This is a genomic window from Delftia sp. WSY_7 (genome assembly GCF_043104845.1).
GTDB classification, from domain to species: Bacteria; Pseudomonadota; Gammaproteobacteria; order Burkholderiales; family Burkholderiaceae_C; genus Comamonas; species Comamonas tsuruhatensis.
The window spans coordinates 349,337-372,954 of sequence record NZ_JBICLB010000005.1; the positions used below are offsets into that span (position 1 = coordinate 349,337).

Genomic DNA, 23,618 nt, shown 5'->3' on the forward strand with positions numbered 1-23,618 from the left:
AGCATCGAGGCAGCCATCACTTGTAGTAGCCGCTTTTCCTCATCTCGCGGTCCGCCAGGGTCTGCGAGGTCTTGAGCGCCTGCTCCACCGTGGCCTTGCCCGACAGCGCCGCACTGACTTGCTGCCCCACGGCAATGCCTATGGCCTGGAACTCGGGGATGGCCACGTACTGCACGCCGATGTAGGGTGAGCGCGGCTCGGTCGCATCGCTCAGGCTCACGCTGTCGATGGCGCTTTTCTCGGCGCCGGCAAAGTCCGCGACCTTCTGGAACTCGGCGCTCGCATAGGTGGACTGCCGCGTGCCCGTGGGAACGGCGCGCCAGCCATGCTCGCGCGCCACCAACTGCACATACTCCTTGGAAGTGGCCCATTTGATGAAGGCCTGGGCCGCATCCACCTTCCTGGAGCTGGCGGGAATGGCCAGGTTCCAGGTCCACAGCCACGTCGCCCCCTTGGGCGTGGAGGCCACGGGAGCGGCCGCATACGCCACCTTGGACTGCCGTGGATCGCCCACGAACGAGGCCGCAATGCTGGCATCGACCCAGGCCGCGCACTTGCCCTCGTTGAACAGCGCCAGGTTCTCGTTGAAGCTGTTGGCCGATGCGCCGGGCGGCCCGTAGGCCTTCAGCAGCTCCACATAGAAACCCACCGCCTTCTTCCAGGCCGGTGTGTCCAGCTGCGGCTTCCATTGCATGTCGAACCACTGGCCACCGTGGGTGTTGACCATGGTGGTGACCAGGGCCATGTTGTCACCCCAGCCCGGCTTGCCGCGCAGGCAGATGCCGTAGACGCCAGCCTTGGGATCATGGGCCTTGGCGGCAAATTCCCGCACCTGCTCCCAGCTCGGCTGCGCGGGCATGGTGAAACCCGCCTTTTCGGCCAGATCACGGCGGTACATGAGCATCGATGCCTCGCCATAGAACGGCAGGGCGTGGAGCCTGCCTTCGTGCGACAGGCCCTTGCGGATGGAAGGCAGCAAGTCGTCTGCGTCATAGGCGGCATCGGTGGCAATCGGCAGCAGCCAGCCATTCCTCGACCAGATCGGCACCTCGTACAGGCCCACCGTCATCACGTCGAACTGGCCGCCCTTGGTGGCGATGTCGGTGGTCACGCGCTGGCGCAGCATGCCCTCTTCCAGCGTGACCCATTTGAGCGTGATGCCGGGATGGGCCTGCTCGAAGCGGGCAGAGAGTTTCTGCATCTCGATCATGTGGCCGTTGTTCACGGTCGCAATCACGAGTTCGGTGTCGGCCTGTGCGCCGGCGGCCGATGCGGCCACCGCCAGCGCCGCCCCCGCCCTGAGCAAGCTGTGCATGTCTGTCTCCTTCGCAATGAATGCTGTGGTCTTCGCGGCCCATCCCTGCCGCTGGTGACCGATTGTGGGGACAGGCCTGCGGGTGCATTGGTACGGGCAGCCCGGCCGCTGATACTTCTATGCACATGCCTGGCTAGAGATATCCCTGATCTGCGCAACACACTATCTGCGAGCAGCGGTCTGGCGGGAGCCGCTCCTAGAATGCTGGCCATGACTTCCAGCGAGCAGACCATGGCCATGCAGATCGCCCCGGTTCCTCCCAGCGCCCTGGGCGAATCGCCCTTCTGGCACCCCGCTGATCGCCGGCTCTACTGGTGCGATATCCAGGGCCTGCGCATCCATGCCTGGGACCCGGCCAGCGGCCAGCAGCAAAGCTGGGCCACGCCCAGCGAGCCCGGCTGCTGCGCGCCTACGGACCAGGGCCGCATCGTCATCGGCCTGCGAGACGGCTTCGGCCTGCTGGATCCGGCCACCGGCCACATCACCATGCTGGCCGGCCTGGACCACGATCCACGCCAGTTCCGCCTCAACGACGGCCGCTGCGACCGAGCCGGCCGCTTCTGGGCCGGCTCCCTGTTCGCACCCAAGACCGCGCCCGAGGCGGCACTGTGGTGCCTGCGCGCGGTGGACAACGGCGGCTACGCGGTCCAGCGCATGGCAGGCGACTGCACCACGGCCAACGGGCTGGCCTTCAGCCCCGACGACGCATGGCTGTACTGGGCCGACACGCCCGCACACCGCATAGACCGCTTTGCCTTCGACCTGGATACCGGCACGCTGGGGGCCCGCGCACTGTGGAAGGCCTTCGCGCCCCGCACGCAAGGGCGCCTGTACGGCGGCCGGCCCGATGGTGCCTGCGTCGACACCCGGGGCCACTACTGGGTGGCCATGTACGAAGGCGGCTGCGTGCTGCGGCTGGACCCGCAGGGCGAAGTCGTGCAGCGCATCGAGACGCCCGTGCGCTGCCCCACCATGGTCTGCCTGGGCGGAGAAGACCTGCGCACGCTCTATATCACCTCCGCCTCGCACGGCCGCCCCGAGGAAGAACGCCGGGCCGCCGTGCCTGCCGGGGCGCTGATGCATTGCCGCGTCGAGGTGCCAGGGCTGCCGGTCAACTGCTTCCGGGAGGCGTAGAGCGGGGCCAGGCCATCAGGCCCGCAGCCGCTGCAGCAGGCCGGCGGTGGAGGCGTCCAGCCCCGCCATGTCGCCATTGCCCAGGCGCAGCTGAAGGTCACGCGCCAGCAGCTTGCCCAGCTCCACCCCCCATTGGTCGAAGCTGTTGATGCCCCACAGCGCGCCGGCCACGAACACGCGGTGCTCCTGCAGCGCAACCAGCGCGCCCAGCGCCGCAGGCGTGAGCGCGTCCAGCAGCAGGAAGCTGCTGGGACGGTTGCCGGGGAAATGGCGGTGCCCGTCCTCGCTGGCGCGCCCCTGCATCAGGGCCTGGGCCTGGGCCAGCGCGTTGGCCAGCAACTGTTCCTGGTGGCCTGGCAAGGTGTGCGAAGCCTGCTTCACCGCAATGATCTCCAGCGGCACGATGTCGCTGCCCTGGTGCAGCATCTGGAAGAAGGCATGCTGCCCATCCGTGCCGGGCTCACCCCAGAGCACGGGTGCCGAGCCCAGCGCCAGCGGCCGGCCCTGCCGGTCCACGCGCTTGCCGTTGCTCTCCATCTCCAGTTGCTGCAGATAGGCCGGCAGGCGCCGCAGGCCTGCGTGGTAGGGCGCGATGCAGCGGCTGCCAAAGCCCAGCAGATTGCGGTACCAGACGTCGAGCAGGCCCAGGCGCACGGGCAGATTGGCCTGCAGCGGCGACGTGCGGAAATGCATGTCCATGGCGTGCGCACCGGCCAGCATGGCGCGAAACGCGGCAGCGCCTACGGCAACGGCCACCGGCAGTCCGATGGACGACCACAGCGAATAGCGCCCGCCCACCCAGTCCCAGAAGCCGAAGGTGGTGGTGATGCCCATCTGCGCCGCCGCAGCGGCATGGGTGGTCAGCGCGACGAAATGGCGGGACACCTCGCTGCCGCCGTTTGCGTGGAACCAGTCGAGTGCGCTGCGCGCATTGGTCAGCGTCTCCTGCGTGTTGAACACCTTGGAGGCCACGATGAACAGCGTGCTGCGCGGCTGCAGGCCCACGAGCACGGCCTGCAGCGCGTGGCCATCCACATTCGAGACGAAGTGCATGCGCCGGCGCGCATCGCCCAGGCCTTGCAGCGCCTGGACCGCCATCTGCGGACCCAGACCCGATCCGCCTATGCCCATGCACACCACGTCGGTGATGTCCTCGTCCGCACGTACGCGCTCGGCATAGGCCAGCATGGCATCCAGCGTCTCATGCACCTGGGCCAGCGCCCAGGCCAGGCCCGGCGGCGCATTGCCGGGCGGATGGCGCAGCAGCGTGTGCAGCACCGCACGCCCCTCGGTGGAGTTGACGGCCTCGCCCGCGAACATGGCGTCGCGCTGGCGCTCCACCTCGCAATCGCGGGCCAGCTGCAGCAGCAGGTCTTCGGCCTGCGCGTCCCACAGATTCTTGGACAGGTCCGCAAAGCAGTGCGGAGCCTCCTGGCTGAAGCGCGCGAACCGGGCGGGGTCAGAGGCGAAGGCACCGCGCAGGTCGAAATCGGGCATCACGGCCCGGGCGTGGTTTTGCAAAAGAGGCCAGGCGAGGGCGTGATCGCAACGGATAAGCATGGGGTTCACCGACAGGGCTGCTTGCAGAGAAGTAATCAAATTACAACAATCATCATCTGAAGCTTCAATCAAATGACGTGGTGCCTCTATAATTTATTCGATTCCCTCAAAAATTGGTAACTCAGTTACCAAAATATTCACCTCGGGAGGCAACATGAGTTTCGATCTGGTCTTGTTTGGCGGCACGGGCGATCTGGCATGGCGCAAGCTCATGCCGGCGCTGTTCCAGGCGTTTCGCCACGGCACCCTGCCCGAGGGCGGCCGCATCCTGTGCGTGGCCCGCGATGACCTGAGCGACGACCAGTACCGCGCCCTCATCCAGTCGCGCTTTGACGGCGTCGAGCTGTCCAAGCGCCCCAGCCCCGAGGAATTCGCCCGCTTCGCAGACCTGCTGCACTACCTGCGCATGGACCTGTCGCAGCCCGCCGACTACGGGAAGCTGGCACAGGCGCTGGCCGCGCGCGACGCAGAAACGGTGGTGATGTACGTGGCCACCGCCCCCAGCCTGTTCACCACGGTCTGCGAGCAGATCGCCGCCGTGGGCCTGAACGGCCCGCGCACCCGCGTGGTGCTGGAAAAGCCTCTGGGCCACGACCTGGCCTCCAACCAGGCCATCAATGCCACGCTGCGCAAGGTGCTGCGCGAAGAGCAGGTGTTCCGCATAGACCACTACCTGGGCAAGCCCTCTGTGCAGAACCTTCTGGCGCTGCGCTTTGGCAATGCGCTGTTCGAGCCGCTGTGGCGGCGCGAGACCATTGCCAACATCCAGATCACCATCGCCGAGGAACTGGGCGTGGAAAGCCGGGGCGCGTTCTACGACCAGACCGGCGCGCTGCGCGACATGGTGCAAAACCATGCGCTGCAGCTGCTGTGCGCCATCGGCATGGAGCCGCCGATCAACGCATCGGCCCATGCCATCCGCGACGAAAAGCTCAAGGTGCTGCAGTCGCTCAGGCCCTGGACGCCGGAAACCCTGAGCCAGCACGTGGTGCGCGGCCAGTACCTGGCCGGCGCCAGCCAGGGCCAGCCCGTGCCGGCCTACCAGCAGGAAAAAGGCGTGGCGGCGGGCAGCCAGACCGAGACCTTCGTCGCCCTGCGCACCGAGATCTGCAACTGGCGCTGGGCCGGCGTGCCCTTCTACATCCGCACCGGCAAGCGGCTGGCAGGAAGGGACGCGCGCATCGTCGTGAACTTCCGGCCCGTGCCCCACCCGATCTTCCGCTCACCCCTGTCCGAAGCCAATCGCCTGGTGATCAATCTGCAGCCCAAGGACGGGCTGGAGCTGCACCTGCTGGCACAGGGCGCCACCCAGCAGCAGGCCGAGCCTTCGCTGGCCCCCGTGCACCTGAACCTGGACTTCGACCAGCGCTTCGGTGCCAAGCGCGTGGGCGCCTACGAGCGTCTGCTGCTGGACGTGATCGCCGGCAGGCTGAACCTCTTTGTGCGCAGCGACGAGCAGGAGCAGGCCTGGCGCTGGGTGGAACCCATCCTCCAGCACTGGCGCAGCGACACCTCGGGGCCGCGCGGCTATGCGGCGGGCAGCTGGGGGCCCAGCGCAGCCAGCGCCATGATTGCGAGGGATGGTTTTTGCTGGAGCGAAGAGGTTTAGGCTCCCCCTGAGGCGCTTCGCGCCTTCCCCCTCTCTGCCCGCTTCGCGGGGAGGGGGATGACAGCTTCGCGGCGGGGCGGCCCTTGCTCGCTGTCTCCGACTTTGGAGTGCGCCAGTTTCATGCGCCACGCTTTGTCAGCACCGTTGCCTATAGCCCGCTGGGCGCGCCGGTTCCATGGGGGAACCTACAATGAGGCCCCGAGAGACTGACCACACCATGAACCCTGCTGCGCCGGCTGGCGATGCCGCCCCCACTTCCTCCCTGATCGATCCCAAGCTGGCCATGGGCTGGATGCACACGGCGCGCTTTTTGACGACAGCTGCGCAATTGCACCATCTTCCCAAGGTCGATGTGCCCGAGATCGCGTTCGTGGGCCGCTCCAACGCCGGCAAGTCCACCTGCATCAATACGCTGACGCAGCAAAAGCAGCTGGCCTTCGCCTCCAAGAAGCCTGGCCGCACGCAGCACATCAACCTGTTTTCCCTGGGCAAGCAGGGCGTGACCGACGCCGTGCTGGCCGACCTGCCCGGCTACGGCTATGCCGCCGTCTCGCGCACGGACAAGCAGCGCTGGCAGCGCGTGATGCTGAACTATCTGGTCAGCCGCGAGAGCCTGTCGGCCATCGTGCTGCTGTGCGATCCGCGCCTGGGCCTGACGGAGCTGGACGAAGCCCTGCTCGACGCCATGCGCCCGCGCGTGCAGGAAGGCCTGAAATTCCTCGTGCTGCTGACCAAGGCCGACAAGCTCACGCGCGCCGAGCAGGCCAAGGTGCTGTCCATCACGCGGCTCAACGCCGGTGGTGGCGAAGTGCGCATGTTCTCCGCGCTCAAGAAGCAGGGCGTGGACGAGGTGGCCCAGCTGCTGTGGCACTGGAGCCATCCCGAAGGCCTGAATCCGCCGGCGGCCACGGACGAGCCCGCCGACGTCGCGAACGTCGCAACTGCGACGCCCGCCGCGACCGACAGCCCCCAAGATTAGCGCCTGGAGGCGCTCGTGTAGCCAGCGCCCCGCAAGGAGCGCAACATGGTGAACACCTGCATTCGCGAGCTGCCTCACGGCATCCATCTGCACTGCCGCGTCAGCGGCGAACCCGGCCAGCCACTGCTGCTGTTCCTGCACGGCTTTCCTGAAGGCAGCTTCATCTGGGAAGGCATGCTGGAGCAGTTCGGCACGCAATGGCGTTGCGTCGCACCCGATCTGCGAGGCTTTGGCCGTTCCAGCCAGCCGGCCGGCGTGGAGCAGTACAAGGCCAAGCACCTGCTGCAGGATCTGGCGGCGCTGATCGCCATCGAAAGCCCTGGCGCACCCGCAGCCTGCGTGATCGCCCACGACTGGGGCGGTGCCCTGGCCTGGGGCCTGGCCAACCGCCATCCCGGGCTGATGCAGCGGCTGATGATCCTCAACGCCCCGCATCCGGGCGCCTTTCTGCGCGAGTTGCTGCACAACCCCGTGCAGCAGGCCGCAAGCCAGTACATGCATTTTCTGCGCCGACCTGATGCGCCCGCCCTGCTGGCCGAGAACGACTGGCAGCGCATGCTGGGCTTTTTCCGCACGCCGCAGGGCGAGTTGCCCGGATGGCTCACGCCGCAGTTGCAGCAGCGCTACCGCGAGCACTGGGACCTGGGAGTGCAAGGCTCCTGCCACTACTACGGCGCCAGTCCCCTGGTGCCGCCCCGGCCCGAAGATCCGGACTCAGCCGACGCACTGCGCAACCTGAGGCTGCCGCCCGAGATGCTGGACATCGGCGTGCCCACGCATGTGCTCTGGGGCGACAGCGACCCGGCGCTGCAGCCTGCCCTGGTCGAAGGCCTGGAGCCGTGGGTGCCGCGCCTGACGGTGCAGCACCTGGCCGGCACCTCGCACTGGGTCGTGCACGAGCAGCCCGATGCGGTGCGGCAAGCGCTGGAGCAGTTCCTGTCCCGCCCCCTTCAGTAGACCGAGGGCTCGCCCTCGGGCCGGGTCTTGAAGCGCCTGTGCACCCAGTAGTACTGGTCGGGCATGGTGCGGATGGCCGCCTCCAGCTCACGGTTCATGCGGGCCGTATCGGCCTCGACATCGTCGGTGGGGAAATCCGTCCAGGCCGGCGTGATCTCGGCCACATAGCCCGTGGGCGTCATGCGCGTGTACATGCCCAGCACCTTGGCCCGGCCCAGGCGCGCGAAGCGCGACAGCGAGGGAATGGTGGCCGCATTCACGCCGAAGAAAGGCACGAAGACCGAGTCGTTGCGACCGAAGTCCATGTCGGGCAAAAGGTACAGCAAACCGCCCTTGCGCAGGCTGGAGATGATGGGCTTGACCCCGTCGGCGCGGTTGAGCATGCGCACGTCGCCAAAGCGCTGCCGCCCCGACATGAACCACTCATCGACCGCCGGGTCCGGATGGGTGGAGAAGATCGAGGTGAAGGGCCGCGTGGTGTGCAGCGGCAAGGCCAGCCCGCCCGCGTCCATGCTGTAGAAATGCGGCGCGAACAGGATGGTCGGGGTGTCGCCATCGAGCTCATGCACGGCGCCCTGCAGCTTCACGCGCTCGGCCACCACCTCGCGCGGCGCCGCCCACAGCCAGCTGCGGTCCAGCCAGGTCTGGCAAAAGACGATGAAGTTGCGGCGCGCCAGATCCACGCGCTGCGCCTCGGTCAGCTCGGGAAAGCACATCGCCAGATTGCGCAGCGCCACCTTGCGGCGCGGCGCTGCCAGCACGAACAGCAGCCGCCCCAGAAACGCACCCAGCCCCCGCAGCCACGGCAGCGGCATCCACGCCAGCGACCGCATCAGCCACACGCCGATGCGCCCGCTCATGCACCCACCTCGCCGGCAGCTGCTTCACGGCGCGGCTGCTTGTAGCGCGCATAGCCCCACAGGTACTGCTGCGGGCATTGGCGGATGGTGTGTTCCATCGCCTCGTTGATCTGCTGCACCGCAGCTTCCAGATTCTCGGACAAGGGCACGGGCAACTCCTCAAGATACAGCGCATAGCCCCGCCCCCAGGACAAGCGCTCACAACGGGCCACGATCACCGCGGCCCCCGTCTGCAACGCCAGGCGCGCCGCCAGCGTCATCGTATAGGCATCACGGCCGAAGAACGGCGACCAGACGCCCTGCCCCTCGGGCGGAACCTGGTCGGGCAGCAGCCCCACGGCCATGCCCTTGCGCAACGCCTTGATCATCTGGCGCACGCCAGCCAGCGTGGTCGGCACGGCCTGCACGCCGGGGCGGTTGCGCGCCGTCTCCATGACGCGGGCCAGCCAGGGCTGGCGCGCGGGCCGGTAGAGAATGGTGATCGCGCCATGCTCGGCCGACCATTGCCGTGCCGCATGCTGCACCGACAGCTCGAAGCAGCCCAGGTGGGGCGTCAGAAAGATGATGCCGCGCCCGGCAGCGTAGGCCCGGTGCACGCATTCCTCGTTGTGCATCTGGCAGCTCGGCTGCCTGCCCATCCACATGCGCGGCAGCTCCGCCACCATGCGCCCCGCGTGCCCCACGGCCGGCGCCACGGCGCCGAAGCCGTAGCCGGCCTGGCGGGCATTGGCCAGAAAGCGGCGCCGGTACGTGCCGGAGGCCACGAAAGCCACCCAGCCCATGAGCGCGCCAAGGGGGTGCAATAGCCACAAAGGCAGTGCAGCAAACAGTCGGAACAAGGAAGGCATTAAAATGTGCGGGTCGCTGAGTTAACTGAGCAACTTGCAGAGCGACGTAAAACAAGTCTGCTAAAGCGTTCGCCAGGGCTCCTGCAGCTTGGGCAACGCCCATCAAAAAAAGCTGCAACCAAGGAGTTTATTCACATGGCGAACGATTTTCTTTTCACCTCGGAATCCGTCTCTGAAGGCCATCCGGACAAGGTGGCCGACCAGATCTCTGACGCGATCCTGGACGCCATTTTCGCCCAAGACCCGTACAGCCGCGTGGCGGCCGAGACACTGACCAACACGGGCCTGGTGGTTTTGGCAGGTGAGATCACCACGGGCGCCAACGTCGACTACATCCAGGTCGCACGCGACACCATCAAGCGCATCGGCTACGACAACACCGACTACGGCATCGATTACAAGGGCTGCGCCGTGCTCGTGGCCTACGACAAGCAGAGCCAGGACATCGCCCAGGGCGTGGACAAGGCCAGCGATGACGAGCTCAACACCGGCGCCGGCGACCAGGGCCTGATGTTCGGCTACGCCTGCGACGAGACACCCGAGCTGATGCCCGCGCCCATCTACTACGCGCACCGCCTCGTCGAGCGCCAGGCCCAGCTGCGCAAGGACGGCCGCCTGCCCTTCCTGCGCCCCGACGCCAAGAGCCAGGTGACCATGCGCTACGTGGACGGCAAGCCCCACAGCATCGACACCGTGGTGCTGTCCACCCAGCACAGCCCAGACCAGTCGGAATCGGCCACCAGGATGAAGTCCAGCTTCACCGAAGCCATCATCGAGGAAATCATCAAGCCCGTGCTGCCCTCCGAGTGGCTGCAGGACACCAAGTACCTGATCAACCCCACGGGCCGCTTCGTCGTGGGCGGCCCCCAGGGTGACTGCGGCCTGACCGGCCGCAAGATCATCGTCGACACCTACGGCGGTGCCTGCCCCCACGGCGGCGGCGCCTTCAGCGGCAAGGACCCAACCAAGGTGGACCGCAGCGCCGCCTACGCCGCGCGCTACGTGGCCAAGAACATCGTGGCCGCCGGCCTGGCGCGCCAGTGCCAGATCCAGGTGGCCTACGCCATCGGCGTGGCACGCCCGATGAACATCACGGTCTACACCGAAGGCACGGGCGTCATCCCCGACGCCCAGATTGCCAAGCTGGTGGCCGCACATTTCGACCTGCGTCCCAAGGGCATCATCCAGATGCTGGACCTGCTGCGCCCGATCTACAGCAAGACCGCCGCCTACGGCCACTTCGGCCGCGAAGAGCCCGAGTTCACCTGGGAGCGGACGGACAAGGCAGCGGCGCTGCGTGCTGCGGCTGGCCTGTAGGCAAAATGCCAGGGGCGTTCACGCGCCCATCTAACGAACGGCCTCCGGCCCCATGTTGCGCTATGCCGCAGCGTGGGGCTTTTTTCATTACAGCCTTCTCACAACACTCACGCCAAACTGGCGCAGCAGGCAAAGCAACTGGCTCTATCGGCCGATAAACTGAATCCACCTCTCCCCCAGAGAGGCCATTTGCAAGGCGACCTCAAGCTCTGCCACATCCAAGACAAGGCAAAAAGCGATGTCTGCCTCCTACAAAGCGATTTACTGCTTCAGTGCCCTTCTTTTGCTGGCCATATTGGGGGTGTATCTGCCCGGCCTGAACAACGGGCTGCTGTTCGACGATATGCGCCTGACGGATGGAACGATTTTCGGCAACTACGGCAGCCTGCTGGACTTCAAGCAGCGCACGCTGTCGTATGGCAGCTTCGTCTGGATCGAACAGATTTTCGGAGACGGCTGGTGGAAGCAGCGCGTCTTCAATATCGCCTTGCATCTCGCGACCGTGGCGGCGCTCTATGCCTTGTTCAAGGCACTGCTGACACAGACGCGCTTTCCGCACGACATCGAGGAGCAACCCCACTTCCACGCGTCGCGCGATGCAGCCCTGCAACTGGGCCTGGTCCTTTTCGCGCTCAACCCCGTCGCGGTCTACGCCGTTGGATACCTGGTGCAGCGATCCATCGTCATGGCAACGCTCTTTGCCGTTCTGGCATGCTGGGCCTTTGTGCGCGGGCTTCAGAGCGGGCGAGCCCTCTGGCATATCGCGGCATTGATCTGCTATGTGCTTGCCGTACTGTCCAAGGAGCATGCCTTTCTGACGGTCGCCATGGTGGTGCCGCTCTATATCTTTGTGCGGCGCCCCGGCCTGAAGGCTGCCATGGTCATTGTGGGAATGGCCTTGCTGCTGCTGGCCGTTGCCTCGGCGGCAGTCTTTCATTTCTTCGGCAGTCTGGTGGGCCAGATTTTCGATGAGCAATCCCAGGGCTATGCAAGGCAATTGGAAGCCCTTGAGCCTGGCATCACCTCTTGGATCTATCCCCTGAGCATCCTCAACGAGGCAGCCCTTTTCTTTGCCTATGGTTTCCTGTGGATCGTTCCCTATGTGGGCTGGATGTCCATCGATCTCAGACCGGCATTCCCTCTCAGCTACGGATCAATCTGGCATCTAGCCGGCGCGCTCGGTTACCTGGCCTTGCTGGCCTGCTCGCTCTGGGCCTTGCTCAAGCGCCCCGGTGTGATCGGCCTGGTCGCGCTCTGCCTCCTGTTTCCCCTGCTCTGGTATGCGACCGAATTCGCCACGGTCTGGCTGCAGGACCCCTTCGTGCTGTATCGCAGCTACCTGTGGGCTGTGGCCATCCCGGGATTGGTGGCCATTGCGCTGACGGGGGTCAAGCCACGCACCCTCTACATCGTCGGCATCGTCATCGGCATGGTGTTCGGGGCCCTCGCTTTCGAACGCGTGCTCTCTCTTCAGGATGTAGGCACATCCTGGGCCGATGCCGCTGAAAAAATCGACAAAAAAGCCCCCGCCAATGCCGTGGGACGTGGCCGTGCCTTCCTGAACGTAGGAACAGCACACGCAGACAAGGGCATGCTCGACCAGGCGCTGCAAGACTTCTCCACGGCCAACGCACTTGGAGACTTGGGCGGTAATGCGCTGTTCAATATGGGTGCCGTTCTGTCCCAGCAAAAGAAATTCCCCGAAGCCCTCAATGCCTTTGCCGCAGCCCAGGCCAAAGGCTTCAATGGCCAAGCCCTGTACTACCAGAAAGCCGAAGCGTTGATGGCCACAGGCCAGTTGCGCGCAGCATTCGAGGAATACTCGCGCGCCCTGGGCGAGCCCACTGAAGACAGTGCCAACGCCGAGCAAATGGAGCAGACCCTGCGCCTGAAACGCGCAGAGGCGGCCATAGGTGCGCAGCAATACAAAGTTGCAGCTGACGACTTCCGAACTCTGCTGCAGACCTCGCCAAACGCTCCCCGCCTGATCGTCGGATTGGGGCTGGCCCTTGTAGGCCAGGGCGAAAGCGCTCAAGCCAAGGAACTGCTGGACCCGCTGGTTGCCCGCAGCCCCAGCGCGCCCGCTTTCTACGGGCGTGCAATGGCCTATCACGGCCTGGGCAACCTGCCGGAAGCACTGAAGAGTCTGGACCAGGCCATACGCCTGGAGCCGCAGAATCCGCAGTATCTGCAGGTCCGCAATCAGCTGAGCCCGGCTACCGCAAAGCCTCAGACGACGAAGTAGGCGCTGTCCGCCATGACCCTGCGCATACTTCACGTCGGTAAATTCTTCCCTCCCTACCGGGGCGGCATGGAAGTCTTTCTGGCCGACCTGATACACGAGCAACGACGCCAGGGTGTCGATGCCCATGCCCTGGTCCATGGTGATCCGGAGCCGGATGATCCCGCCTGGCTGGAACGCGTACCCGTTCAATTCAATCTGGTCTATGCCCCCATGGCCATGGGATTCCGGCGCGCACTGGGCCGCGCCATCGAACGCATTCAGCCCGACGTACTGCACCTGCATCTGCCCAACAACTCGGCGCTTTGGGCGCTCACCTTGCCCATCGCCCGGCGCGTGCCCTGGGTCATCCACTGGCACTCCGATGTGGTGGTGTCCAACATCAAGTGGTCCGTGGCATTGGCCTACATGCTGTACCGGCCGTTCGAGCAGGCCTTGCTGGAACGCGCCCAACAGGTATTCGCAACGTCGCCGCCCTATCTTGAGGCCAGCAATGCCCTGCGTACCTGGCGCAGCAAATGCGAGATCGTTCCGCTGGGCCTGAACCTCGAAACCATTCCTGCACCAGCACCGCTGCAGCACGGCCAAGGCTGGCGCCCCGACACCCGGCTGCGCCTGTTGTCCATCGGTCGGTTGACCTACTACAAAGGCTTCGAAACCTTGATCCGAGCTGTCTCGGCCATGCCTGGCGTGGAGTTGCTGATTGCGGGAGAAGGCGAGCTGCGTGCATCCCTTGAAGAGTTGATACGCCAATGCACTCCTGAGGGCAGACAGGCCAGTGTGCGACTGGTGGGCGCGGTGTCGGACGAGGAAAAACATGCCTTGTTTGCAGGGTGCGACATCTTCTGCCTTGCCTCACGCGAACGCACGGAAGCTTTCGGCATCGTATTGCTGGAGGCCATGCTGCACGGCAAGCCCTGCCTGGTCACCGACCTTCCCGGTTCGGGCATGCCCTGGGTGGTCGCCCACTCGCACGCTGGCCTGCATGTACCGTTTGAAGACATTGATGCCTGGCGCAGCAGCATTGCTCGCCTGCAGCACGACACGTCCCTCAGGCAACGGCTGGGCCAATCGGGTCACAAGGCCTTGCATCGGTTTTTCAGCATTGGCCCCTGTGAACGCAGCGTGGCGCGCCACTACCGCAGCCTGGCTCCCGACACCCGCCCGGCAAGAGCACGCCAGGACTTGCTGATTGTCATTTCCACGCGCAACAACGAAGCCGAGATTGCGCACCTCATACGCCGTGTGCATGCATTGGTCGAGGCCAGCGTGCTCGTCGTGGACAACAGAAGCACGGATGCCACCTGCCATGAAGCCGAGCAATGGGGCGCAAGGGTACTGCGCCCCTTGCTGGCTATGACCAATTGGGGCAGCCTGCAGACCGGCCTGCGCTACGCGCAGACCCATGGGTTCCAGACCGTCGTCACCATCGACGCTGAGGGTCGCTATGAGGTGGAAGAGCTGCCCACGCTGCTGGCACAACGGCAGCAGGCGGACATGGTCATAGCCTACTTCGCCGAGCGCAACAGTCTGGTGCGCCGCATCGCGTGGCAATGGTTTCGCTGGTTGACGGGTTTTGGCCTGCGCGATTTTGTGTCCGGGTTCCGGTTGTACAACCGTCCAGCATTGGAGGTCGCAGCCTCTACGGAGGCCACCATGCTTGACTATCAAGACGTCGGCACGCTGCTGCTTATGCGCAGACAGGGACTACAGGTTGCAGAGGTCGCTCTGCCACTACATACTGCGAAATTCAATCGATCAAAAATCTTCAGATCATGGGGCAATGCAGTGAGATATGTAGCTGTATCTTCATTACTGAGTATTGCACATGGCAGGGATACGTGAAATCCACTTCATCCCTCCCGCTGATTTATTGAACCAATTGAGCCACCTTGGCATAGATTTCTATTGTTCGCTCAGAGCATTGAGCCCAAGACATTTGACCAGATCGCGCCAACCCTAAGGTTCGCGCCTGCCTTTGCCAGTGTTCATCAGTCAGGCAGGCCTGAAGGCCAAATAACATTTCTTCCAGATTCAAGGGATTCACCAGTCTAGCGGCACCTCCGGCAATCTCTGGCATGCAGGAAACGTTGGATGTGAGCACTGGGGTGCCACTCGCCATTGCCTCCACAATAGGTAATCCAAAACCCTCATAAAGTGATGGATAGACCATCAATCGCGCCCCAGCATACAATGCCGGAAGCCAACTTTGGTCAACATAAGATATGTATTGCAACCAACCCTGGGCCCGTGCTTTTGCAAGGCACAAGTGAATCGCACTAGAGTTCCAGCCACTGCCCCCCGCAATCACCAAAGGCCAATTGTGCCGCACCTCTTTGGGTAGCATTCCATACGCCTCAACAAGGCGTTGGATATTTTTCCGTGGCTCTATGGTACCGACAAATAGGCTATACCTCCCAGACTTAAGCCCCAACGCATTCAGTACAGAGTCTAGCATCTCTGATGTATAAGGTCGAAAATCACTACCCGCCGCCAAATGTATAGCGGTCACTTGTTCTGGTGACATCAGTCCATGCGCCAGCACTTCCTGGCGAACAGTCTCGGATACCGTAATTACATGATCTGTCCTCGCCAAACTTTCACCCAAAGCAATATTCATATATTCAACACGAGCCTGGGGATGAAAATTCGGATAAAGGATATGAGATAGATCGTGTATCGTGCTTACAGTCCTACCACTGAAATTCGGAACAATATAATTAGGCGAATGATATACACACCCCTCATTTCCACGCAGCCGCCATCCAAAAAGGGCAGGAGTGATCCTTTTGTGTAAACGAACAGCCAATCTACTTCCCGCAACCCTATCCCGCAGCGCCGCTTTGGTCTTAATCAAGGACAATTTCAAAGGGGCGAGGGTTTCTAAAGCGGCCATGGGATCATCAACCCACCGCCCGGAAGAAAAATACCGTAATCTATCAATACCCTCATGACAACTCAGCCGCTTCGCCAGCTCATAGGTATATCGCCCTATACCAGTCAGTGGTGGGCGAAGCGCATCAGTAGCAAAAATTACATCAAGTCCCATAAGAGCATTATCTGACGCCAGAATATATTAAAAATCCATTACCCCATCAGAGCAATCAGTGTCAATGCAATATTTCTTTCAATAGTTCCTCACAGGTGCGAGCTCGATGACTCCAAGAATGAGCCTTAATAACATCTTCTTTTCGCCCATCAGTCAGTTGCTCTGGATTATCCGTCCATTGCCTATACATATCTCTTAGCACAGCCTCAATTTGGCTGCTGCAATTTTTCACAACAATCCCTGAACCTGTCTCTTCCAAAAGTTCGACACCAGGGTCAAAATCTTCAGCAGTCTTTATGTGTAGTATGGCCTTCTCAGCACCCAGATATTCATATATTTTTCCTGGAATCTGGTAGCTTTGGACATTTCCAATATTCACTAGTACATCTGCCTGTCTTTGCAACTCAAGACACTCAAAATGACTTTTTTTCCCGACAAATTCAACACCGGAAATCCTTTGAAACATGGGCTCAAATTCAGAATTATCCCCAGCAATTAAAAAAGATATTGCCAGATCCTGTAATCCAAAAAGCGCCTTTGCCAACTCTATCGGATTCCTGAAATCTCTGTAGAAATTTCCTGTAAACACCAGAAGAAAGCGTTGTTCATCCTCTTTAGTTTTCCGACCTACTCGCCTATACGAAAAACCCTGAGGCAATACCGATATTTTTCTCTCGACACTGGCACCATGACGACTTATCAACAAGTCCAACACACTGCCAGCCGTAACCCAGATGGAAGAGGCTGAGTGAATAACCTTTCGCTCCACTTTCAGATCAATTCCTCGCCTCCATTTTGGCGAGTATGGGGTTAGCAATGGATCACCCATGTCAATAACCCAAGGAATCCCCAATTTACGGGCATAATTTCCAACAAAAATATCAACACCCGGCTCATGTGAGCTTATTACGGCATCGAATTTCTCATCCCTCAACAACTTCTTTATCTTTCGAAGTGCGAAAGGATACCATTCAGACCTCACATCCGGATAAAAAATAGCATTCAAAATCGATCGGACTATTCGATAAACCTGAAATAGCCGAGATGGCTTTGATTCATTTCGGCCATTCCCAGCTTTACTATTTCTCCAGACATTTCCTGCCAATCTCTGGCTAAATCCGATAAAAGGCCCTGGCCAGACTCGATGGATAGTAATACGCGCATCCATATCCATGGGAAACGCGTTTTCTGTCGAAATATCTGGACATACGACATGGATGTCTACACCAATATCGACTAGCTCATTAGACAAATAAAACCAGCGCAATGCCTGGGCAGCCAATATTGGAGGAAACTCATATGCAATAAGCAATACTTTCACTAAGCTTGCTCTCTCAGAACGGCAACTATTCTTGCAGCGGCCTTTCCATCCCCGTATGGAGAAACACCTCGCGCCATTTTCTTGTATTCCGTTTCATCATCCAGCAAGCGCTGTACTCTTTGAACAATATATTCACTATCCGATCCCACCAATTCCACAACTCCTTCAGCAACGGCTTCTGGGCGTTCTGTTTCCTCACGCAATACAAGTACAGGCTTGCCAAGTGCAGGAGCCTCTTCCTGAACACCTCCGGAATCGGTCAAGATCAGCACTGACCTCTTCATTGCCGCAACAAAAGGTGCGTAGTCCAATGGCTCGCAAAGAAGGAAGTTGGGTTCTTGACCCAAAAACTCGTAAGCAATATCTTTTACGTTTGGATTTGGATGAACAGGAAAAAGGAATTGAACCTCAGGATTTCTTCGAGCCAATATCTTCAAGGCACGACAAATACCCCTAAATGGTTCACCAAAATTTTCTCTGCGATGCGAAGTAACAAGCACAACACGTTTCTCAGGATCTACAGGTAAACCCATCTCCAATTTCTTTTCAGCGGTCTCCAACAGTGCATCGATGACCGTATTGCCTGTCACGATAATATCGTTATACGCGATCCCGTCCCTAAGAAGATTCCGTCTTGATTCTTCTGTTGGAGCGAAATGCCAGCGGGCAAGTTTTCCAGCAATTATACGATTTGCTTCTTCTGGGAAGGGGCTCCGAATATCCCATGTACGCAGACCGGCCTCAACATGTCCAATTGAAATTCCATGATAAAAACAAGCCAGGGAAACAGTCATTACCGTAGTAGTATCCCCTTGGACCAGTACGACGTCGGGCTTCTCTTCTTTTAGCACTACATCCAACTCCAAAAGCAAACGCCCCGTGAGTTCTGTTAGCGCTTGATTTGGCCGCATAATATTCAAATCAATATCAGGCTTCACCCCGAAAAAATCCAATACCTGATCTAGCATCTGGCGGTGCTGTGCCGTAGCCAATACGCGGACCCGTGCCCACGGCTCTTTTTTAAGAGCAATGATAACTGGGGCCATCTTAATAGCTTCCGGACGAGTTCCTACGACACAAAGAATATTCTTTTTTGACGCATTAATATTAGACAATCTCACTCGATGTAATCAATAAAAAAATCGCTTCGATGCTTCCACTTCTCTCTGAAATAGTCAGCATTTCTTTTAAAGAGATTTGCATAAAAATCAGAGCTAGCACTGGCATTGGTAGTTTGATGGGGTTGATGACGAATGCCCGTCAGGTCGCGATAACAAATATCCAGACCCAGTTGCTTTATTTGGAGTGAAATGTCTGTATCTTCAAAGCAAGTTGGGTCGTAAGCGGTATCAAACCCTTGGGTAGATCTAATCACAGCCGTTCGCGTAAAAAATCCTCCAGTACCCAAATATGCAACATCTGATCGATAGCCTTCACGAATAGCCTTCTCATTCATGGCACGATTCGGGCAGTAGTCCGTGATCATGCCACCAAAATCCGTTCGACTAGCATCAAACCAACCTGCAGCCCATCCAACAGCACCAATATTGGCGTCACGATTCAGAATAGAGAGCGCCTCTTCAAAGCAGCTTGACGACGTAAACCACTGATCAGAATCAAAGAAGGAAATATACTTTCCGCTCGCAGCCGCGACTCCTAAATTACGTCCGGATGCACAACCATTCACTGGGTTCGGAATGACTCGTATCGAGGGGAATTTTTCTCGAACAAATTCAGCTCCATTGTCAGTACTGCAGTTGTCTACAACAATCAATTCTTTGATATATGCAGAGCAATGGTATAGCAAAGAAGTTAGTGTCCGTTCGATGATTTTTCGATTGTTATGTATAAGAATGACAACGCTAACTGAATGCCGAAATTTTGTAACTTCCGGCTTTGCAGTGATGGCATCAAGCCGAGAAAACCATGAATTCTCCCAAACAAACCGATCCCCATGCTCCTTGAACACACATTCATCCAGATGCATGACTTTAGCGCAAGCCAGGGCAAAATCTTCTGGATTTTTCTCAATCATCAATCCAGGGTATCCATTTATTTCCGGTAAATCAGTGGAAATAACAGGCTTACCCGCAAACAAATACTCAAAGACTTTAATAGGAGATACAGCATCAGAGATCTTCCCCGGAGTAAATGGAAGCAAGCAGAAATCCGAGTACGCCAAATATGCAGGCAAATCCTCAATGCGCTTAGAACCCAAAAGGTAAATGTTTTCTGGAAGATTCTCTCTTTGTGGACGATCACCGATCAGCACAAAGTTGATACTGGGGTTTTTGCGCGCCGCTTCTTCAAGGAAATCCCAAGCAAACCACTCACCATAAAGCGATCCAAAATATAGTCCTACACCTCCATTTCTAGGAAGATCATCAGGGCATGCATAATTTTTATACCGGTCGAAAATATATTCATTCGCAGCGTTGGGCAGATACAAGGCATCGCCACGACCCAGATTATTGAGGCGATAAACCAAGAGCTTTGCAGTACCAACCACAATTTGAGATTTATTTACAAAATCGCAGTAAACATCCCGATTAAACCAATCACCGCCAAGACTTGTCTCCCAATCATCTATTAATTCAAATACGGTGCGCATACCGCAGATGTTGAATGTATTAAGATATTCCAAAGCAGCATAGTGAGGCAACTCCACCAAAAGAGTTGCATTACTGGAAATATTTTTAAGCAATGCATCTGGAGAAATGTCTTCTATGTGCACATGATTCAATCCATAAAGAGAAATATCGGATTCAACATAGGCATTGAATTCAAAGTCAAACTTCTTATAGATATATATATAGGTGACTCGGCGCCCAGTTTTCAAAGCACAGCGAGCCAGTTGTGCTGAACGCTGCCCGCCACCGATATCATCAAAAGGCACCCCAGCAATGATAACCAAATCATCCTCTAAAAGGGCTTGATCTGCTATATAACACCCCTTGTGGTTCTGCTTTGGATACCTTGAAAGAACTGACGTGGATGCCGTTGCGAACGATATCTGCTGCTGTTGATCAATAGGGTGCGCTGTTGGATTGATCTTATGCAAGATATTGCGCCTGATATCCGGAGGTAACTTGAGAAGAAATGGCGTCCCTAGTTTGCTAATATTTGAATAAATCGCTCGTAATGGCCGGGTAATACGCCAAGAAGCAGATGTCCTGAAATTTCGGAGTTCCTTTTGCAGTTTCTCAATTTCGGCATCACATGAAACAAGACACTTTTGCAATTCATCATTGGCTTGGCGCATCGCTTGATGCGTCTCCTCTGCAGCTAAGGCTGTGGAATTTATCTCTATTTCATGATTCGCAACTATTTTTTGATATTTCTCAGATTGATCTAAGTGTTCAACGATGGATTTTTCAAGTATTTCGATAGTAGCTTGTGCACTTTTACTGGTATGGGTCGCATTCATTAACCGCCTCTCAAGTTCAGCTTGTGCTTCTTGACTGATGTGGATGACATCAGCCAATCGCCTTTCAGCTTCGGCCTGTGCGCGTTGGCTACTTTCTTCAAGATTTTTTAAACGCTGCTTCAGTTCAGCAATTTCTTCGTAATGGCGGTATATTTCATCGTTTGGATTATTTACATTATTCTTATCTATAAAAACATCATGTAGCGTCAGCTTCTGCTCGGCAATCCATTGGTCTTGCCCGTAAATTAATAGTATTTGTTCCCCTGCCCAAAATTGATGAGGACCAGAAACCTTACTCCACACCAGCGAGAAATCGTTAGGCAGCTTATTTGGGATATTTTTCGCAAGAAAAGTGAACTCATGCTCTTCAATCCTATGGACCTCCTGGTAAGGAAGTAACAGCACCACAGCTTTTCTGGCTCTCTCAGTTAGACGCCGCAATACATCATAGGGATCCGAGAAATGCTCCAGCGTATTCGATGAAAAAACGATATCGTAAGTTTCGAAAGAGTCTTGGTTCGAGCTGAGCCAGTTCTCGCATTTAAAATTGATGGAAGGATATCTCTTGCATGCCTGTTCTATCGCGATAGCAGAAAAATCCACTCCGCAGATATTTGCCACCGGCATATGGCTCGCCCATACATCAGTACCATCTCCTTGTGCACACCCCCAATCTACAAATGTCATAGCATCTCGGTGCAAGGCAAGAAAAATCCATTCCGGTATTTTTTTTACAGCAAGCCAAGAAAACTCTCTTGATTGGGCAGGACCGCTCATTTGTTCCCAGTCAGTGGAAAAACGTATATCCCAATAAGGTTGAGAATTTATTTTCTCATCTGTAGTCATGGTGCTAGCTGGATGGACGATTGTGTAACAGATGGCTGAAATACCCCAAATAGGCGCCGATCCGATTCGGAGGCAAAGTACTGCACTCCCTCTATATATTCATAGTAGTGAATATCTTTGTTTTCCCTATCTTCCACGGCCACAACCAAGAGATACTTTCCCGCGGTAAGGTGATTGATAAAATCAAAAGATACCCTAAAGCTTTCTCCTGTTGAGAAATCAAGCTTGGTGAAATCATGCGTGGTAGACACGATCAAGTCTGTTCCTTTCAGATCCTTGATCGAAAATGCCAAGCTGATATTATTTTTAGGCAAATGAGAAGGTAGCGCTATTTCTATAACAACCTTGAGTGACTCGCCCCAGGTATAAACATTCTTTCTTACTTGACTGGCACCTAGAAGTTCTGCGTATTTCACAATACCGACCTCGGAACCCCAATGGTTGATGGGCTTTAGACACTCATCTTTATTGAACCCTGGAAGGTCTATCTGATTTGATAATTTAGCCATGCCTGCAGAAACACCTTCATCCTGCATTTTTTTTTGTTCTTCAGTCACATCATCGCGAAACATGTAGGCCATATACTGGCCAGTAACTGAAAAAACATCACCTTCATCTATCAGCTTACCCTGGTTGATCCAAATAGCTCGCTGGCACAGGTTTCGAACAGAGCCAACATCGTGGCTGACAAACAAGATGGAAGCGCCTTGCTCTTGTATATCTTTGATGCGACGAATGCATTTAGCAATGAAGCGGGCATCGCCCACAGCCAACGCCTCGTCGACAATCAAGATTTCAGGATCCACATGGATAGCAACGGCAAAGGCCAAGCGTGCGTACATGCCACTGGAGTAGGTTTTGACTGGTTGCTCAAGGAAATCCCCTAGTTCCGAGAATTCCAGAACATCTTGCATTCGCGACTCCATGGCCTCACGAGGGATTCCCAGAATTGCCGCATTCAAATATGCATTCTCGCGCCCAGTAAACTCCGGGTTAAATCCGGCACCCAGTTCCAACAGCGCAGCAATTCGGCCATTTACTTTAATGCGGCCACTGGTTGGTTTTAATGTGCCGCAAATCAGTTGCAACAAGGTAGATTTTCCACTGCCATTCTGACCAATAATACCAACCGTTTCACCTTTGCCAATTTTAAAAGAAACATCTTTCAGAGCCCAAAACTCACGATAATGTTTTTTGGCAGGACATAGGCTAATAGCCTCCATTCCTAATGCGGCATATTGCTTCAACCGATCAACTGGTTTCTTATAGATCTCGTAGCACTTGCTGACATTTTCAATTTCGATGATGGATTCAAAGGACATCAGAGAATCCTCCCTTGGTTTTCTGAAACCAAGCAAATCCCAACCAAAACAAGAATGCTGACACCAAAGTTTGCTGAATCCATGTCACCCATTTAATGGATTTACCCCACAGCATCACGTCACGAGCAGTTTCTATTGAGAACGTCAGCGGATTTATTTCTAGTAATTTCCTATACTCAGCGGGAATTGAAGCAGTCGAATAAAAAACAGGAGATAGGAACATTAATACAGTAACCATGACGACAACAAACTGCGGCGTGTCTCGGATATAGACCCCTAGTGATGCAAGCGTCCACGAGACCCCTAAAGTGAGAAATATCAATGGCAAAAGAGCAATGGGCAACAGCAAAATACTTGCGTGCGGAACTCCCAAGAAAAGCACATAAAATATCAGCCAAACCAAAGTGCTCACCAAAAATTGAAAAAATGCCGAGACCAAAGCAATATATGGCAATATCTCAATTGGAAAAATTATCTTCTTTACGTAATTTATATTTCCAACAATAAGCACTGGTGCACGACTGATCACTTCCGAGAATAAACCAAATATTATCAACCCAGCAAACAGCACCAATGCAAACTCTGTTTTTGTACCATTACCGCCTGGCCATTTAGATTGAAATACCATGCCAAATACAAAGGTGTAGACAGCCAGCATCAATAGTGGATTCAGAAAAGACCAAAGCAAGCCTGCAATCGACCCTTTGTAACGACCAACCACCTCCCTCTTAGCCAGATCCACAATAAGCGCTCGATTATTTAATAGTATTTTTATGGGGGCTAGCATATCGATATTTTCTGTACGCATATATTGCCAAGTCAATTTTCTATT

Annotated in this window: 17 protein-coding genes; 7 read left to right on the top strand and 10 right to left on the bottom strand. The window is 57.2% G+C overall.

The window, feature by feature from the left end:
• Positions 1–16: 16 nt before the first annotated feature.
• On the bottom strand, positions 17–1,315 hold the full coding sequence (locus tag ACF8ME_RS02935; RefSeq protein WP_392415150.1) for an ABC transporter substrate-binding protein: 1,299 nt from the start codon (positions 1,313–1,315) through the stop codon (positions 17–19).
• A gap of 231 nt (positions 1,316–1,546) precedes the next feature.
• Between ACF8ME_RS02935 and ACF8ME_RS02940 the strand changes: the two genes are divergently transcribed.
• Positions 1,547–2,449 (top strand): SMP-30/gluconolactonase/LRE family protein, encoded by a 903-nt coding sequence (locus tag ACF8ME_RS02940; protein WP_193726230.1) that lies wholly within the window; start codon positions 1,547–1,549, stop codon positions 2,447–2,449.
• A gap of 15 nt (positions 2,450–2,464) precedes the next feature.
• On the opposite strand, the gene pgi is transcribed toward ACF8ME_RS02940, so the two are convergent.
• Positions 2,465–4,009, bottom strand: coding sequence for a glucose-6-phosphate isomerase (pgi, locus tag ACF8ME_RS02945; RefSeq protein ID WP_392415151.1), 1,545 nt, complete (start codon positions 4,007–4,009; stop codon positions 2,465–2,467).
• A gap of 154 nt (positions 4,010–4,163) precedes the next feature.
• On the opposite strand from pgi, the gene zwf reads away from it, so the two are divergent.
• From zwf to ACF8ME_RS02960, 3 genes are all read left to right on the top strand, one after another.
• Entirely contained in the window at positions 4,164–5,618 is a 1,455-nt protein-coding gene (zwf, locus tag ACF8ME_RS02950) for a glucose-6-phosphate dehydrogenase (RefSeq protein ID WP_392415153.1), read from the top strand.
• 217 nt (positions 5,619–5,835) lie between these two features.
• Complete coding sequence (gene yihA, locus ACF8ME_RS02955; RefSeq protein WP_047326503.1) at positions 5,836–6,597, top strand: ribosome biogenesis GTP-binding protein YihA/YsxC; 762 nt, start codon at positions 5,836–5,838, stop codon at positions 6,595–6,597.
• Between the two features lie 45 nt (positions 6,598–6,642).
• On the top strand, positions 6,643–7,554 hold the full coding sequence (locus ACF8ME_RS02960) for an alpha/beta fold hydrolase (RefSeq protein WP_046238834.1): 912 nt from the start codon (positions 6,643–6,645) through the stop codon (positions 7,552–7,554).
• On the opposite strand, the gene ACF8ME_RS02965 is transcribed toward ACF8ME_RS02960, so the two are convergent.
• Both ACF8ME_RS02965 and ACF8ME_RS02970 read right to left on the bottom strand, forming a co-directional pair.
• Positions 7,548–8,414 (bottom strand): lysophospholipid acyltransferase family protein, encoded by an 867-nt coding sequence (locus ACF8ME_RS02965; RefSeq protein ID WP_017403955.1) that lies wholly within the window; start codon positions 8,412–8,414, stop codon positions 7,548–7,550. The two genes, ACF8ME_RS02960 and ACF8ME_RS02965, sit on opposite strands and share 7 nt — an antisense overlap.
• Complete coding sequence (locus ACF8ME_RS02970; protein ID WP_126310932.1) at positions 8,411–9,262, bottom strand: lysophospholipid acyltransferase family protein; 852 nt, start codon at positions 9,260–9,262, stop codon at positions 8,411–8,413. The genes ACF8ME_RS02965 and ACF8ME_RS02970 overlap by 4 nt, the downstream gene beginning before the upstream one ends.
• A 135-nt stretch (positions 9,263–9,397) precedes the next feature.
• Between ACF8ME_RS02970 and metK the strand changes: the two genes are divergently transcribed.
• The 3 genes from metK to ACF8ME_RS02985 all read left to right on the top strand — a co-directional run bounded on the left by metK (position 9,398) and on the right by ACF8ME_RS02985 (position 14,666).
• Positions 9,398–10,579 carry a methionine adenosyltransferase gene (gene metK, locus ACF8ME_RS02975; protein WP_016445515.1) on the top strand — a complete coding sequence of 394 codons (1,182 nt, stop codon included), beginning with the start codon at positions 9,398–9,400 and terminating at the stop codon, positions 10,577–10,579.
• 238 nt (positions 10,580–10,817) lie between these two features.
• On the top strand, positions 10,818–12,824 hold the full coding sequence (locus tag ACF8ME_RS02980) for a tetratricopeptide repeat protein (protein ID WP_392415156.1): 2,007 nt from the start codon (positions 10,818–10,820) through the stop codon (positions 12,822–12,824).
• 12 nt (positions 12,825–12,836) lie between these two features.
• Positions 12,837–14,666, top strand: a complete 1,830-nt coding sequence (locus tag ACF8ME_RS02985) for a glycosyltransferase (RefSeq protein WP_392415157.1) — start codon at positions 12,837–12,839, stop codon at positions 14,664–14,666.
• A gap of 25 nt (positions 14,667–14,691) precedes the next feature.
• On the opposite strand, the gene ACF8ME_RS02990 is transcribed toward ACF8ME_RS02985, so the two are convergent.
• From ACF8ME_RS02990 to ACF8ME_RS03015, 6 genes are all read right to left on the bottom strand, one after another.
• Positions 14,692–15,870: a glycosyltransferase family 4 protein gene (locus ACF8ME_RS02990; RefSeq protein WP_392415159.1), complete on the bottom strand. Its 1,179-nt coding sequence runs from the start codon at positions 15,868–15,870 to the stop codon at positions 14,692–14,694.
• A gap of 61 nt (positions 15,871–15,931) precedes the next feature.
• Positions 15,932–17,191 carry a glycosyltransferase gene (locus tag ACF8ME_RS02995; protein WP_392415160.1) on the bottom strand — a complete coding sequence of 420 codons (1,260 nt, stop codon included), beginning with the start codon at positions 17,189–17,191 and terminating at the stop codon, positions 15,932–15,934.
• Entirely contained in the window at positions 17,191–18,306 is a 1,116-nt protein-coding gene (gene wecB / locus ACF8ME_RS03000) for a non-hydrolyzing UDP-N-acetylglucosamine 2-epimerase (RefSeq protein WP_392415494.1), read from the bottom strand. Before wecB ends, ACF8ME_RS02995 begins: the two co-directional genes overlap by 1 nt.
• Positions 18,307–18,308: 2 nt before the next feature.
• Positions 18,309–21,464, bottom strand: coding sequence for a glycosyltransferase (locus ACF8ME_RS03005; RefSeq protein ID WP_392415162.1), 3,156 nt, complete (start codon positions 21,462–21,464; stop codon positions 18,309–18,311).
• The gene (locus ACF8ME_RS03010) at positions 21,461–22,786 is read right to left on the bottom strand and encodes an ABC transporter ATP-binding protein (protein WP_392415164.1); all 1,326 of its coding nucleotides are present in this window, start codon (positions 22,784–22,786) and stop codon (positions 21,461–21,463) included. Before ACF8ME_RS03010 ends, ACF8ME_RS03005 begins: the two co-directional genes overlap by 4 nt.
• Positions 22,776–23,594 carry an ABC transporter permease gene (locus ACF8ME_RS03015; protein ID WP_392415166.1) on the bottom strand — a complete coding sequence of 273 codons (819 nt, stop codon included), beginning with the start codon at positions 23,592–23,594 and terminating at the stop codon, positions 22,776–22,778. The genes ACF8ME_RS03010 and ACF8ME_RS03015 overlap by 11 nt, the downstream gene beginning before the upstream one ends.
• Between the last annotated feature and the right edge of the window lie 24 nt (positions 23,595–23,618).